At 40.6% G+C, this 15,321-nt stretch carries 17 protein-coding genes; 11 read left to right on the top strand and 6 right to left on the bottom strand.

Annotated elements, in window-relative coordinates:
• Positions 1-95 precede the first annotated feature (95 nt).
• A complete protein-coding gene (locus P0Y49_20905) occupies positions 96-1,028 on the bottom strand; it encodes a LysR substrate-binding domain-containing protein (GenBank protein WEK19238.1) in 933 nt (310 codons plus the stop codon).
• 39 nt (positions 1,029-1,067) lie between these two features.
• Entirely contained in the window at positions 1,068-2,009 is a 942-nt protein-coding gene (locus P0Y49_20900) for a GDP-L-fucose synthase (GenBank protein WEK21818.1), read from the bottom strand.
• A 113-nt stretch (positions 2,010-2,122) separates the two neighbouring features.
• Here P0Y49_20900 and trmB point away from each other — a divergent pair, with 113 nt between their 5' ends.
• Genes trmB through P0Y49_20880 form a run of 4 tightly spaced genes read left to right on the top strand, consistent with a single transcriptional unit; the run spans position 2,123 to position 4,018 of the window.
• Positions 2,123-2,773, top strand: a complete 651-nt coding sequence (gene trmB / locus P0Y49_20895) for a tRNA (guanosine(46)-N7)-methyltransferase TrmB (GenBank protein WEK19237.1) — start codon at positions 2,123-2,125, stop codon at positions 2,771-2,773.
• An 11-nt stretch (positions 2,774-2,784) separates the two neighbouring features.
• On the top strand, positions 2,785-3,111 hold the full coding sequence (locus tag P0Y49_20890) for an MGMT family protein (protein ID WEK19236.1): 327 nt from the start codon (positions 2,785-2,787) through the stop codon (positions 3,109-3,111).
• A 1-nt stretch (position 3,112) separates the two neighbouring features.
• Positions 3,113-3,454, top strand: coding sequence for a carboxymuconolactone decarboxylase family protein (locus tag P0Y49_20885; protein WEK19235.1), 342 nt, complete (start codon positions 3,113-3,115; stop codon positions 3,452-3,454).
• Entirely contained in the window at positions 3,455-4,018 is a 564-nt protein-coding gene (locus P0Y49_20880; protein WEK19234.1) for a DNA-3-methyladenine glycosylase I, read from the top strand. It abuts the gene before it with no gap.
• Between the two features lies 1 nt (position 4,019).
• Here the strand turns inward: P0Y49_20880 and P0Y49_20875 are convergent, their stop codons facing one another.
• Complete coding sequence (locus tag P0Y49_20875; protein WEK19233.1) at positions 4,020-4,709, bottom strand: hypothetical protein; 690 nt, start codon at positions 4,707-4,709, stop codon at positions 4,020-4,022.
• 87 nt (positions 4,710-4,796) lie between these two features.
• On the opposite strand from P0Y49_20875, the gene polA reads away from it, so the two are divergent.
• Complete coding sequence (polA, locus tag P0Y49_20870; protein ID WEK19232.1) at positions 4,797-7,610, top strand: DNA polymerase I; 2,814 nt, start codon at positions 4,797-4,799, stop codon at positions 7,608-7,610.
• A gap of 89 nt (positions 7,611-7,699) precedes the next feature.
• Here the strand turns inward: polA and P0Y49_20865 are convergent, their stop codons facing one another.
• The 3 genes from P0Y49_20865 to P0Y49_20855 form a co-directional block, all read right to left on the bottom strand.
• Entirely contained in the window at positions 7,700-8,377 is a 678-nt protein-coding gene (locus P0Y49_20865) for a metal-dependent hydrolase (protein ID WEK19231.1), read from the bottom strand.
• A gap of 26 nt (positions 8,378-8,403) precedes the next feature.
• Entirely contained in the window at positions 8,404-8,709 is a 306-nt protein-coding gene (locus P0Y49_20860) for a YbaB/EbfC family nucleoid-associated protein (protein ID WEK19230.1), read from the bottom strand.
• 78 nt (positions 8,710-8,787) lie between these two features.
• Positions 8,788-9,930, bottom strand: coding sequence for a M28 family peptidase (locus P0Y49_20855; protein ID WEK19229.1), 1,143 nt, complete (start codon positions 9,928-9,930; stop codon positions 8,788-8,790).
• 124 nt (positions 9,931-10,054) lie between these two features.
• Between P0Y49_20855 and P0Y49_20850 the strand changes: the two genes are divergently transcribed.
• The 6 genes from P0Y49_20850 to P0Y49_20825 all read left to right on the top strand — a co-directional run bounded on the left by P0Y49_20850 (position 10,055) and on the right by P0Y49_20825 (position 15,321).
• Positions 10,055-10,189 (top strand): hypothetical protein, encoded by a 135-nt coding sequence (locus P0Y49_20850; GenBank protein WEK19228.1) that lies wholly within the window; start codon positions 10,055-10,057, stop codon positions 10,187-10,189.
• Between the two features lie 90 nt (positions 10,190-10,279).
• Positions 10,280-10,984, top strand: coding sequence for a GNAT family N-acetyltransferase (locus P0Y49_20845; GenBank protein ID WEK19227.1), 705 nt, complete (start codon positions 10,280-10,282; stop codon positions 10,982-10,984).
• A gap of 13 nt (positions 10,985-10,997) precedes the next feature.
• A complete protein-coding gene (gene argG / locus P0Y49_20840) occupies positions 10,998-12,191 on the top strand; it encodes an argininosuccinate synthase (GenBank protein WEK19226.1) in 1,194 nt (397 codons plus the stop codon).
• A complete protein-coding gene (argC, locus tag P0Y49_20835) occupies positions 12,181-13,152 on the top strand; it encodes an N-acetyl-gamma-glutamyl-phosphate reductase (protein ID WEK19225.1) in 972 nt (323 codons plus the stop codon). Before argG ends, argC begins: the two co-directional genes overlap by 11 nt.
• A gap of 76 nt (positions 13,153-13,228) precedes the next feature.
• Entirely contained in the window at positions 13,229-14,362 is a 1,134-nt protein-coding gene (locus tag P0Y49_20830; protein WEK19224.1) for an aminotransferase class III-fold pyridoxal phosphate-dependent enzyme, read from the top strand.
• Positions 14,359-15,321: an acetylornithine carbamoyltransferase gene (locus P0Y49_20825; protein ID WEK19223.1), complete on the top strand. Its 963-nt coding sequence runs from the start codon at positions 14,359-14,361 to the stop codon at positions 15,319-15,321. The genes P0Y49_20830 and P0Y49_20825 overlap by 4 nt, the downstream gene beginning before the upstream one ends.

Raw genomic sequence — 15,321 nt, 5'->3', positions numbered from 1 at the left:
TGCTGATAGGTTTAGTTTGGTTAGAAAACATGGGCTTTCCCGGAAATTAGACTCCGAATATATAGTAAACTTGTATATAATCAAAAGCTAAAGCTTTATATACCTACCACATCCTTTTTCTTTTTCTGCTTCATTGTTTTTGGGATAACTGCCAGTATTTCATCCTTTAATGCGTTTAACATCCTTTTTTTAATGAAATTCTTATGCGTAGCAAGGCTAATCTCCCTTACGGGCTCTGGTGATTTAAAATGCCTTACTTTGTTCAGTTGTCTGCTGCTCAGTTCTTCTAAGGCCAGCTCAGGTAGCAAAGTAGCGCCGTTATTCATGTCTACCATCCTGATCAGCGTTTCTACACTACCCGTGTTGTAAGTTAGGCCCTGAAGTCTGTTTTGCTTGGTTGAACGGCAAATGTTTAACACCTGAGATCTCATACAATGACCTTCGTTAAGCAGCCAGATGTTTTCGTCTTCCAGGTCATCAGCATCAATAGCTTTCTTTTTATATAGCTTGCTGTTTTTGCTGATGTAAGTGACAAAGTTTTCGTAGTAGAGGGGTAATTCATCTATGGCATTGTCGCCGAGTGGTGTGGCGAGAATCCCACAATCCAGTACGCCGGTTTTTAGATGATGTATGATGTCTTCAGTAGTATACTCCCAGATCAGCAATTTCAAATCGGGATATTTCTCCATCATTGCCGAAATTACCTTTGGCAATAAGTAAGGCGCAACAGTAGGGATGATGCCAACTTTAATCTCGCCGGTAACTTCCTGTTGTTGGTTGTTGATAATTTCTTTGATCTTTTGACTTTCCTGCAATACCAGTCGTGCCTGTTCAATGATCTGAGCTCCGATTTCTGTTGGAACAACAGGTTGCTTGCTGCGATCGAAGATCTTAACATTCAGCATTTCTTCCAGCTTTTGAACCTGCATACTCAGTGTAGGCTGAGTAACAAAGCACTTGTCGGCCGCACCCACAAAACTCCTGTAAGTATCTACGGCTACAATGTATTCCAGTTGAACTAAGGTCATATAGCTAAAGTTTATTTTTCTTTAGCAAATATATCAATTTTAGCTATGCTTCTCTAAAAAATCCTCATAGGCAAGCTTAATGCCCTCTTCCAGTTCTATTTTATGTCTCCATCCCAATGCATGTAATTTAGATACATCCATTAATTTACGTGGAGTTCCATCAGGTTTGCTGCTATCGAAAGTCAGCGCTCCTTCAAATCCGATAATGTTTTTGATCAGTATAGCCAGATCCTTTATGGTTAAATCTTCGCCGGTACCGATATTCAAAAATCCGGCTTCATTATAATTTTGCATTAAGAAATAGCACGCATCGGCCAAGTCATCAGCAAATAAAAACTCCCGCATTGGCGTTCCTGATCCCCAAATATTAACTTCGGTATGTTGGTTTACCTTCGCTTCATGAAATTTGCGAATCAGCGCTGGCAATACATGAGAATTTTGTGGATGGTAATTGTCATTGTAACCATATAGGTTCGTTGGCATTACAGAAATAAAATTGCAGTTGTATTGGGAACGATAGGCATCGGCCATTTTAATCCCAGCAATCTTAGCAATGGCATAAGGTTCATTGGTTTCTTCAAGCAAGCCTGTAAGCAAGTATTCTTCCTTAAGTGGTTGTGGTGCCAGCTTAGGGTAAATGCAGCTGGAGCCCAGAAACATTAGCTTTTTAACCCCGGTTTTATAAGCCTGATGGATTACATTATTTTGGATACATAGGTTTTCGTAAAGAAAATCGGCCCGATAGGTGTTGTTGGCAATAATACCGCCAACCTTCGCTGCCGCCAAAAACACATAGTCAGGCTGCTCAGCTGCAAAAAAATCAGTAACAGCCTGTTGATTGCGTAAATCAAGTTCTGCTGATGTTCTGGTGATCAAGTTGCTGTAGCCTTCTTTTTGTAATTTCCGGTAAATTGCAGAGCCAACCATTCCCCGGTGTCCTGCTACGTATATTTTTGCGTTTTTTTCCACGTATCTTATAATGAGGTCACAAAAGTACGAAAAGCAGTCATGAATGTGTAGAATCCTTAAATAAATTCAGAGCGGCGGGAGGTATAAAATAACTATTTGCCTAAGTTTGTACAAAAAACAAAATAGTGGGTAAAGATAAATTAAGAAAGTTTGCGGAAATAGACACCTTCCCAAATGTTTATCAGTTGGATGCTGGAAAAGAATTAAAGGGTAAATGGGCATCACAACATTTTAAAAATGAGCATCCTGTAGTGCTCGAATTGGCGTGCGGAAAAGGAGAATATGCCGTTAGTATGGCAAAGCTGTTTCCGGAAAAGAATTTTATCGGGGTTGACCTAAAAGGAAACAGGATATGGCGCGGCGCACGTACAGGAATGGATGAAGGAATTGCTAACCTGGCTTTTTTAAGAATCCAGATTGAAGATATCATGGAATTTTTTGGTGAAAATGAGATAGATGAAATTTGGATCACTTTTCCAGACCCACAACCTCAGGACAGCCGCGAAAAGAAACGCTTAACCTTTCCAGGATTTTTAGATAAATATAAAACCTTCTTGAAACCGGGAGGTAAAATAAATTTAAAAACAGATAACGATGGCTTATATCTTTATACCGTAGAAAAGGTAGAAGAGCTTAGACTGCAAACTCATAAGAAAACAGATCAGTTGTATAAATCGGAGTTTTATGATGAGGTGCTTTCTATTAAAACACATTACGAACGCATCTATTTAAAACACGACAAGAGCATTAACTATATACAGTTCTCTTTGAAGTAACACGATATTAAATGGAACAATCATTTTACGACCAGGTTTTTGAGTTGGTAAGGCTAATCCCAAAAGGAAGGGTAACCTCTTATGGAGCCATCGCCAAAAGCCTGGGTGCTGGTGGTTCTGCTCGTATGGTGGGCTATGCCATGAGCAATGCTGGCCTCGCACATCCGCCTGTTCCGGCACATAGGGTCGTAAATAGCAGTGGACTGCTTACCGGGAAGTTCCATTTTAAAACCCCTGATCTGATGCAGGAATTGCTCGAGAAGGAGGGAATTGTCGTAAAAGACGATAAGATACAGAACTTTAAAAAACATTTCTGGGATCCATTACAAGAATTATAATATGGGAAAACTAGTAGAAGAATTTAACGACTATCGGACTAAAATGAACGATAGGATCATGGAGACTGCCAATACCAATATCAAACGGTTTTTTGCGCTGGATACCACAACCTATGCCGAAGGAGCATTAAATGTAAAGACCAAAGAGATGTTGGGACTGGTTGCTTCAATGGTCTTAAGATGTGATGATTGTATCAAATATCATTTAGAGAAGTGCTATAATGAGGGGGTAAGTAACGAAGAGATCAATGAGGTCTTTATGATTGCAAACTTAGTTGGAGGTTCTATTGTGATCCCTCATTACCGCAGGGCAGTTGAATATTGGGACGAGTTAAGTTCGTAAATGATGGAAGAACAAATCAGATGCGGGTGGTGTGGAACTGACCCTATGTATATTAAATATCACGATGAAGAATGGGGGAAGCCCGTTTATGATGATAAGGTCATGTTCGAATTTTTAATTCTCGAAGGTGCTCAGGCCGGTTTAAGCTGGATCACCATCTTGAAAAGAAGAGAAGGGTATAGAAAGGCTTTTGCCAACTTTGATGTGCAGAAAGTTGCTGCATTTACAGAGGCGGATGAAGAACGCTTGATGAATGATCCCGGGATCATCAGAAACAAACTAAAAGTAAAGGCCGCAATTACCAATGCCAAACTGTTTATGGCCATACAGAAGGAATTTGGTTCTTTTTCTGATTATATATGGGGATTTTTACCAGGGAAGCAACCAATTATGAACAAGGTGGTTACTTTAAAGGATGTTCCGGCCAGAACGGAAATATCCGATGCCATCAGTAAGGACATGAAAAAGCGGGGCTTCAAGTTTTTTGGCACCACAATTTGTTACGCCCACATGCAGGCCGTAGGTATGGTAAACGACCATATGGAAACGTGTATCAGCAGGTAACTTATTTGTGCATATCGTTGTAAGCGGCTACAAAAGCCTTGATAAGTTTAGCATCAAAGGTTTCTGTAGCCTTTATACGCTCGGCCAGGTCTTCATCATTGGTCAGCTTTTGCAATAACACCTCTTTAATTTGCTGGTTTTTACCTTCAGAATTCCCTCCATTAACCGGAAGTTCAGTCATTGGTCCGGTGCCAAAACGTTCAATGAAATAAGCTGTAGGGGCAACGGCTCTTGGTTGATCATCTTGCCTGTTTCGTCCGCCGCCTATGGTAATGCCCACACCGCCGCCTAGTCCACCAAAGCCGCCTGTACCGCCACCAATACCTATGCTAGGCTGTATGCGTGGCCTTCTTTGCTGAGGTTGTTCGGCTGCACCGTTCCCTCCGATGCTATATAAGTTTACGGCACCTCTTTCTATCATTTTAAAAAAGCGTAGTTCCATGCGTTTTTTGATAACAATAGGTTTGCTAACGTAAGTTTCGCCATTCCATAAAAACTCTTTGATGTCTTTCGCTTTAAATTGAGTAATGCTTCCATCATCATTTTTAAGTATAACCGTCGAAAAATCCGTGCCCTGTATGGTTCCCCTAACAAAATTTCCATCAGAAATAACCACAGCATCCTGGGCTTTTACCGCAATTGCGGTTATAGAAAGCATCAACAGTAAGGCGTATACTTTTATCCGTTTCATAATGATCAAATAACGGAAATTATTCTGTTTTTGTTGTGGTCCAACGGAGTATTGTTACCTTTATCCGAGTAATTTTAAATAAAAAATATGAAACGACTTTTTCTTCTTGACGGTATGGCGCTGATTTACAGGGCACATTTTGCATTGAGTAAAAACCCCAGATTTACTTCAGCAGGAGTCAACACTTCGGCCGTGATGGGTTTTGCCAATACCCTAATGGAAATACTTAAAAAGGAGAATCCAACACATATCGCCGTAGTTTTTGATACCGCGGCACCTACCGAAAGACATACCGATTTTGAGGCTTATAAAGCACATCGTCAGTCTATGCCCGAGGATCTTTCGGCGGCCTTACCCTATGTTTTTAAACTCATAGAAGGATTTAGAATTCCCGTAATTACAAAAGACGGCTATGAGGCAGATGATATCATCGGTACTTTGGCTAAAGAGGCTGAACAAAAAGGTTTCCAGGTATTTTGTATGACCCCGGATAAGGATTTTGCCCAATTGGTGACAGAAAATATCTTTATTTATAAGCCGGCACGAATGGGTAATGAAATGGAGATCCTGGGCGTAAAGGAAGTGTTGGAGAAATGGGAAGTTGAAAACGTAGAACAAGTTATCGATATTTTAGGGCTTTGGGGAGATGCGGTCGACAATATCCCCGGCATTCCTGGAATTGGAGAAAAGACAGCCAAATCATTGATCAAGCAATATGGTTCGGTAGAAAACATCATTGCGCATTCCCATGAATTGAAGGGTAAGCAACGGGAAAATGTAGAAACCTTCGCAGAGCAAGGGCTGTTGTCTAAAAAACTGGCGACAATTCTATTAAATGTTCCGGTAGAATTTGATGAAACGGCATTAGAAGTAGAAACGCCCAGCCGTGAATTGTTGGAGCCTCTATTTGCCGAATTGGAATTTAGAACCATTGGAAAAAGAGTATTTGGCGATGATTTTAATAGAGGAGGCACTACAGTAGTTGCTCAACAAACAGACCTTTTTGGTAATGCTGTAGGTGAACCTGTAAGAAGTGTTCAAGTGGTGGTTAGTCCACCGCCACCACCTCAACATGAAATGGTGCCACTTAAAACCATAGAAAATACACCACATGATTATAAGTTAGCCGATACCCCTGAATTGCGTAAGTCATTAATTGAGCTTTTACAGCAGCAGGAAAGGATCTCTTTTGATACGGAAACCACCGGAACAGATGCGAATCTGTCCGATTTAGTGGGGATATCCTTTAGTATTAAACCGGGCGAAGGTTATTATGTGCCTGTGCCTGCCAATAAGGAAGGTGCACAACAGATTGTTGACGAGTTTAAACCCGTATTGGAAAATGAGAACATTGTAAAAATAGGGCAGAATATTAAATATGATATGCTGATCCTGAAATGGTATGGCATCTCTTTAAAGGGAAGGTTGTTTGATACCATGTTGGCACACTACCTGATAGACCCGGACACCAGACACAATATGGATGTACTGTCGGAGAATTATTTAAATTATTCGCCAATTTCAATCACCACCTTAATTGGAGCAAAAGGTAAGGGGCAGGGTAATATGCGTGATGTTCCGGTAGAGCAGGTGGTAGATTATGCCGCGGAAGACGCAGATGTAACCTTACAGCTGGCCAATTTTTTTACACCATTACTAAAAGAGCTAAACGCCGAAAAATTAGCAACAGAAGTAGAAAATCCTTTGATTTATGTACTTGCTGATATGGAAAAAGAAGGGGTAAGGATTGATATGGATACCCTGATCAATTACTCTAAAGAGCTGGAGCTGGATATTAGAAGGTTTGAACAGAATGTATACGATAAATGTGGCATTAAGTTTAACCTGGCCTCACCAAAGCAATTGGGAGAGGTGCTTTTTGATAAACTACAGCTTGATCCTAAAGCTAAAAAGACCAAAACCGGGCAATATCAAACCGGAGAGGATGTGTTGTTGGCCTTGGCACATAAAAGCGACATCGTTCAGGATATTCTGGATTTCCGTCAGTTGCAAAAGCTAAAATCAACCTATGTAGATGCTTTACCTTTGTTGGTAAACCCTAAAACGGGACGTGTGCATACCAGTTATAATCAAGCTGTGGCTGCAACAGGAAGGTTAAGTTCAAATAACCCTAACCTGCAGAACATCCCGATCCGTACAGAGCGTGGTAGGGAAGTGCGTAAAGCATTTATTGCCAGGGATGAAGATCATATCCTCCTTTCTGCGGATTATTCGCAGATAGAACTCCGCATTATTGCAGAGATCAGTAAAGAAGAGAACATGTTGGAGGCTTTTGATAAGGGGATAGACATTCACACTGCGACAGCAGCTAAAGTATATGGTCTTTCTATTGAAGAAGTAGACGCAACACAGCGTCGTAATGCCAAAGCGGTAAACTTTGGGATCATATATGGGCAATCTGCTTTTGGATTGTCACAGAACCTTGGCATACCAAGAAAAGAGGCAGCAGCGATTATAGATCAATATTTCACTCAATATCCGGGTATCAAAAGATATATGGCCGACACCATGCACGCTGCGCGTGAAAATGGATACGTAGAAACAATTCTAGGCAGAAGAAGGTATTTGCGTGATATCAATTCGGCTAATCAGACGGTTCGTGGTTTTGCAGAGCGAAATGCGATCAATGCACCGATACAAGGTTCTGCTGCGGATATGATCAAGGTAGCTATGATTAATATCCATAAGGATATTCAGGCGCAAGGCTTGCAGTCTAAAATGACCATGCAGGTACATGATGAGTTGGTGTTTGATGTGCTGAAGACAGAAGTAGCAGCAATGAAAGAGATCATTACACATCGAATGAAGACCGCAATTAAAACTACCGTGCCAATTGAAATAGAGATTGGTGAGGGGGTGAATTGGTTAGCGGCACATTAAGCGTTGGTTATTCTGAATGACACACGTACAAAAAAGAGCCAGCATCATAAATCATGATGCTGGCTCTTTTTTGAATAGGTATTTTACAATTAAAGCTCAATTGTTTCACCAATTTCCGGTAAAAGTAACGTCTTATTTTCTCTTTTAAATTTAGCCGTTGCTGCTTCAGTATCTATCTGAATTGGCTGGAAAGTATTGTAATGTACGCCAATTACTTCATCGCAGTTAAGGTATTTTGCTGCTACAACTGCATCGTCAGCATCCATGGTATAATGACCGCCAATAGGAAGAATGGCATAATTCATATGATATAAGTCAGCAAGGATTTTCATCTCCATAGTTAGTGCAGTATCTCCGGCATAGTATATCGTTTGCCCTTCCAGTTCCAATACAAAACCGGCAGGATTACCACCATAACTACCATCCGGATTGCTGCTGGAATGCGTTGCCCAGACAGTGCGCAATGTTCCGAAGTCAAATTTAGCTTTGCCAAAATTTACATCAGTTACATTTTGTACACCCTGTTTTCTGATCCAGCCGGCAACCTCAACCATCGCAATTACCTGTGCTTTGGTCTGATTTGCAATTTCTACCAGATCGGCGACATGGTCCCCATGCCCGTGGCTAACCAGGATATAATCGGCTTCAATGCTTTTGATATCAATATGTTTAGCCAGAGGGTTGTGCGTAATAAAAGGATCAAAAAGAAACTTTTTGCCATCAGCTTCAAGCAGAAAGCAGGATTGGCCATAATAAGTATACTTCATCTGTATTTAGTTATTAAGCGTGAGTATTATTGTCCAAACATACCACCAAGTCCACCCAACATATCTTTGGTCGCAGCCTGCATTTCTGTGGCGCTTACCTGATCAGCCTGAGTAAGGGCCTTGTTTATGGCCGTAAGCAGTAGCTCTTCCAGCTCTTCTTTATCAGCTTGCTTGTAAAAGTCATCATTAATCTCTACACTGGTAATCGCTTTATTTGCCGTAGCAGTAATACGTATTGCACCGCCTTCAACTTCACCATAAACAGAAATTGTATCCAGACGTTTTTTTATTTCATCGGCTTTTTGTTGTGCCGCCATCAATTTATCGAACATAATCAGGTTGTTTTTTTATTAACAACGAAATTAAAGGAAATTGGTTTAAACTATGCCGAATAAAATGAAAAAGAAGCATTACTGCATGAGTTTGTTGTTAAAATCGACAAACAGCTTAAAAAGATCGTTGTATTTAGTGAAAGGAAGACTATCAGGACGATCAAAAACATCATGGTATGCACTTATACCTCCGGTAGTATAAATAAAGAAAGCAGGAACCCCTTTTTCCGAAAAAAAGTAGTGGTCGCTATTTGCCGCCTTACCTCTGGAATTAATCTTTGCGAGGTAATGATGGGCATCATTAACCTGGTTTAGCAGAGCAAACTCTTTTGGGTATTCAGTTGCATTAACTACGGTAATGCCCGTTTCTCCGGTTCCAACCATATCGAGGTTAACTAAAAAGCGGATTTTATTCAGTTCAATAAGTGGATGTTCCGTAAAGTATTGCGAGCCGATCAGACCGGGTTCTTCGGCCGAAAAGCAAATAAATGCCATGGTGTAGGGGGCTGGATTAGCCGCATAATGTTTAGCCATACTCATCAAAAAGGAAACCCCACTGGCATTGTCATTTGCTCCGGGAAAATAAGTTGTATTCCCCATTCCGCCTAAATGATCATAGTGTGCCGTCAGTACAATTAAGGAGTCGGGCCGCATGGTTCCTCTGACCAGCCCACAAATGTTTGCCGTTTTAAATTCCGGGATAAAGCGGTTTTCGATATTTATATCAAAGGTTTCCGGTATGGTTGTGGCCTTTTTAAGTACTTCGATACCCGTATAGTCGGCCACTTTGTTGCTTACCGACCAGGTTAGTTTATCTTTCAAAACCAGCACAAGCCTATCCGTCGATGAAATAAATACCGTGCTGTCTTTTTGTTCCAGCTTGCCACTTGCTACGCTTCCCATGCTTTCGGGCATTACAATAAACTCCTTCCCGGCGACAAGCGATTTGCCATTTATTTTGAGTTCCATATTACCCGGAAAGGTATTTACAGAGAAAGAGAAGTCCTGCTTAAATGTTTTTCCGCCCATCGGACTAAGCCCGTATGTCTTAAATTGAGCGCTGATATAATCGGCAGCCTTCCCAAGCCCATTGTGGGTATAGCCTCTTCCCCACATCGTTTTGGAGGTGAGTGTATCCAGAATTGCCCTGGTAAGTTTGATGTCTTGCGACAAAACCACTCTTGGGATGATGAGGCATAGGATGATGAGGCACTTTTTCATGCCATTAAATTAAAAGCATTTTTTCATTATAAAAATGTAAAAAAATTAAAAACGTATTGCACAACTCAATATTTATTTAAACCTTTGCGCCTCAACTCATTCAAATAATTATTATAAACAGAAAATGATCAAACACGCAACGCATAAACTTTCTATTGTTGAAGCAAAGAATATTGCTTCAAGAAGTCTGTTTATTGAACGTTTACAACCCGTGTTTTTTGTGACTACGAACCGGCAAACCTATACGCCGCGGATCTGAGTAAATCCCTTATATCAGGCCATTTACGAAGAGGATTGCCTCTCAAAAAACAATTAATCAGAACATTTATATTTTTTCGTTATCATATTAATGAATATAAACGATTTTATAGTGCAGGTTGCACTTCCTGAACATCGTGTCTTTGCAGAAGAAATCTGTGAAGAGATGGCTGAATCGGCGAAAGCACGAGGTACAGGTATCGCTAAGCGCTCTCCGGAGTACGTGGCAGGGAAAATGGCGGATGGTAAAGCCGTTATTGCATTTCATAAAGATGGCTCATGGGCAGGGTTCTGCTACATAGAAACATGGACTCACGGGCAGTTCGTGGCCAACTCAGGACTTATCGTTAGTCCTAAATACCGTAAGGCAGGCTTAGCCCATGCCATTAAGGAAAAAATCTTTGAACTTTCCCGACAAAAGTATCCGAAGGCTAAGATATTTGGTTTAACAACAGGCCTTGCCGTAATGAAGATCAATTCTGATCTTGGCTACGAGCCGGTTACTTATTCCGAACTTACCCAGGATGAAGAATTTTGGAAAGGTTGCCAAAGTTGCGTTAACTTCGAAATATTAAAAATGAAGGAACGTAAAAACTGTATGTGTACCGCAATGCTGTACGATCCTGTAGCACAAAAGCACGACGTGGCAAAGAAATTTGCTGAAGAGCTGCACAAAAAGCCTAAGCTGTACGAGCGTTTTATGCGCATTAAGCAAAGGTTAGTGCTTAAATCAAAGCCCCATAATAAAAAGGGCCTGAAATCCCTGTTTCTATTGTTTAGTATTTTATTTAAATAGCTGTCATATTAAGATGAAGAAGAAAGTTGTTTTAGCTTTTAGCGGAGGTTTAGATACCTCGTTTTGTTGTATTTACCTTGCTCAGGACCGTGGACTTGAGGTTCATTCTGTAATTGTAAATACAGGTGGATTTTCTGAGGAAGAGTTACAGGAAATTGAAAAGCGTGCTTACGCCCTTGGTGTAGCTTCTCATGCTGTAGTTGATGAAACTACAAATTATTATAACGGTTGTATTAAATACCTGATTTTTGGTAACGTATTGAAAAACGCTACCTATCCACTTTCTGTAAGCGCAGAGCGTGTAAGTCAGGCAACTGCCATTGCTAATTATGTAAAAAAGATTGGTGCTGATTATGTAGCTCATGGAAGTACAGGAGCAGGTAACGATCAGGTACGTTTTGATATGATCTTTAATATCATCATTCCTAACGTAGAGATCATTACGCCAATCAGAGATTTAAAATTATCCCGCGAAGCGGAAATAGAATACCTGAATGCTCATGGTGTGGAATATAGCGCCGAAAAAGCGAGATATTCAATCAATAAAGGATTATGGGGAACTTCAGTAGGGGGAAAAGAAACATTAACTTCTAATGAGACTTTACCAGAAGAAGCATGGCCTACACAAGTTTCGGAAACAAAATCCCGTAAAATTGAATTGACTTTTGAAAAAGGAGAGTTAGTGGCTCTTGATGGCGAAACTTTAGCGCCTGTTCAGGCCATTCAAAAATTGCAGGCCATTGCACAACCTTATGGTATTGGCAGAGATATCCACGTTGGAGATACCATTATTGGTATAAAAGGACGTGTGGGTTTTGAAGCAGCAGCGCCAATTGTGATCATCAAAGCTCACCATACCCTCGAAAAACATACTTTAACCAAATGGCAACTTTCCTGGAAAGAGCAATTGTCTGGTTTCTATGGCAACTGGCTGCACGAAGGACAGTTTCACGATCCAATTATGCGCAACATCGAAGCCTTCTTAACCGACACTCAAAAAGTAGTTAGTGGGAAAGTATTCGTAGAATTGCTACCTTACCGTTTCAATATTATTGGTATTGAGTCTGAGCATGACTTGATGAGCAATAAATTTGGCAGCTATGGCGAAATGAACAACGCCTGGAGCGGTGAGGATGTAAAAGGATTTTCTAAGATTTTTGGTAACCAGGTAATGATCTGGCATAAAGTAAATAGTCATGAAGATTAAAGCAGGTATAGTTGGTGGTGCAGGGTATACTGGAGGCGAAACACTTCGCATTCTAATCAATCACCCTTCTGTAGAGATTAAATTTGTACATAGCAACAGCAATGCCGGAAACCCGGTTTCTGCTGTTCATGCCGATTTGTATGGCGATACAGACTTACGTTTTACCAATTCACTTTCGTCCGATATTGATGTGTTGTTTTTGTGTGTTGGACATGGGGCTGCAAAGGAGTTTTTGGAAAGTAACGACATTAATAAAGCAATTAAAATCATTGATTTAAGTCAGGATTTCAGACTAAAAGCCAATGCGGGTACCCGTTGGGCTTACGGTTTGCCGGAGCTGAACAGAGAAGCCATAAAGGAGAGTAGTTTTATTGCTAACCCGGGCTGTTTTGCTACCTGCATTCAGTTGGGCTTACTTCCGCTGGCGGCAAAAGGTTTGCTTAAAAGCGAAATACATATCAACGCTACAACGGGATCTACCGGTGCAGGGCAGAGCTTGTCTACAACAGCGCATTTTAGCTGGCGTAACAATAACCTGTCCGTTTATAAAGTCTTCGAACATCAGCATCTAAATGAAATCGGTGAGAGCCTTAAACAGCTCAACAAAAAGTTTGATCAGGTGATTAACTTTATCCCGCAACGTGGTGATTTTGCAAGAGGGATTTTAGCCGCAATGTATTTGGAAAGCGACTTGACAACCGAAGAAGCACAACGTATTTATCAGGATTATTATGCTGCACATCCTTTCACGCATGTGAGCAAAAAGAATATCGATTTAAAACAAGTGGTAAATACCAATAAGGCATTGGTGCATGTAGAAAAGCATGGTGCTAAGCTGTTTATTGTAAGTATAATAGATAATTTATTAAAGGGTGCAAGCGGACAAGCGGTGCAGAATATGAATTTAATGTTTGGATTGGAAGAGACCGAAGGGCTCCGGCTAAAAGCTGTAGCATTTTAAGTTAACCGCTCCATTCTGATTAATTAAATTATTTATTCAACGCCGAAGTAAGCACTTCGGCAAAACCTTTAAGAAAATGAACTTATTCGACGTATATCCATTAAATAATATAGAAATTGTAAAAGCATCAGGTAGTAAAGTATGGGATGCAAATGGTCAGGAATATTTAGATCTGTATGGCGGTCATGCCGTAATTTCTATTGGTCATACCCATCCACACTATGTAAAACGCTTAACAGATCAACTCAATAAAGTAGGCTTTTATTCCAATTCTGTAGTTATTCCTTTACAAACCCAGTTAGCCGAAAAGCTTGGCAAAGTTTCGGGGAAGACCGATTTCCAGTTGTTCCTATGTAATTCGGGAGCTGAAGCGAATGAAAATGCGCTGAAACTGGCTTCTTTTTACAATGGAAGAAAAAAGGTGATTGCCTTTAAAGGTGCTTTTCATGGCAGAACCTCTTTAGCAGTTGCAGCAACTGACAATCCTAAAATCATTGCACCTGTAAACGAAACAAATAACATTATTTTCTTGCCACATAATGATGAGGCCGCTTTGGCTAACACTTTTGCGGAGCATGGAAATGAAATTGCAGCAGTAATTATTGAGGGAATACAAGGGGTTGGCGGTATTAAAGAAGCTTCTGTAAGCTTTCTGCAAAAGATCCGTTCACTTTGCGATCAATACAACGCAGTGTACATTGCTGATAGTGTACAGTGTGGTTATGGCAGAACAGGTAAATTCTACTCACATGATTATGCCGGGGTTGATGCCGATATCTATACCATGGCAAAGGGTATGGGCAATGGTTTCCCGATAGGAGGGATTTCTATTGCACCTAAGTTTAAACCTTGGCATGGGATGCTGGGAACAACTTTTGGTGGTAACCATTTGGCTTGCGCAGCTGCATTGTCAGTTTTAGAAATCATTGAGCAGGATAACCTGTTAGAAAATGCCGAAGAAGTAGGTACTTATCTGATTAATGAATTAAAGCAAATAGAAGAGATCGTTGAAGTGCGTGGACGTGGTTTAATGATCGGAATAGAACTGCCGGAAAACTTGTCGAACGTAAAAAAAGACTTACTATTTAAGTATAAAATCTTTACTGGAGAGGCAAAGCCTAATGTAATCAGACTGTTGCCTGCTTTAAATTTAACTAAAGATCTGGCAGATCAATTTTTGAATGACTTTAAAACCGCTTTAAAAGGATGAACCAATTCACCTCAGTAAATGATGTGCAAGACATCAGCCAATTGGTTAAAGACGCATTGGCACTTAAGGAAAGCCCTTACGCACACCAGCACCTGGGTAAAAATAAAACCCTTGGACTGGTTTTTTTAAACCCAAGCTTACGTACCCGTTTAAGCACCCAAAAGGCAGCCCTTAATTTAGGGATGAATGTGATGGTGATGAACATGGATAAGGAAGGCTGGGCATTGGAAACACAAGATGGTATCGTAATGAATGGAACTACCGTAGAGCATATTCGTGAGGCTGCAGCCGTAATGGGGCAGTATTGTGATGTACTTGGTTTGCGTTCCTTTCCTAAATTGTTGAACCGTGAGGAGGATTATAACGAAGACTTTTTCAATAAATTTATAAAATATTGCAAGGTTCCGGTACTGAGTCTGGAAAGTGCTACCCGCCATCCTCTGCAAAGTTTGGCAGATCTGGTTACGATACAAGAAACCTGGAATCAAACCACTAAGCCTAAAGTTGTTTTGGCATGGGCACCACACATTAAAGCATTGCCACAAGCAGTTCCTAACTCTTTTTCCGAATGGATGTGTAAAGCTCAGCAAGAAGGAATGCTTGATTTTTCCATTGCGCAGCCTAAGGGTTATGAGTTAAATGAGGATTTTACTCCAGGAGCTTATATTACCCATGACCTGGATGAGGCTCTGGCTGGTGCAGATTATATTTACGTGAAAAACTGGTCTAGCTATAAGGAATATGGTAAAGTGCTTACCTACCCTGAAGGTTGGATGTTAAACAATGATAAATTAAAGAGGACTAATAATGCCAAAGTAATGCATTGTTTGCCGGTTCGCCGCGATTTAGAGCTTTCATCAGAAATATTGGATGGACCTAACTCATTGGTGATCCATGAAGCGGGAAATCGCTTATGGGCAGCGCAGGCCGTGTTAAAGCAAATGCTTGAAAAACTATAA

It is taken from the genome of Candidatus Pedobacter colombiensis, from assembly GCA_029202485.1.
Lineage (GTDB): Bacteria > Bacteroidota > Bacteroidia > Sphingobacteriales > Sphingobacteriaceae > Pedobacter > Pedobacter colombiensis.
This window is presented reverse-complemented; position numbering and strand designations above follow the sequence as displayed.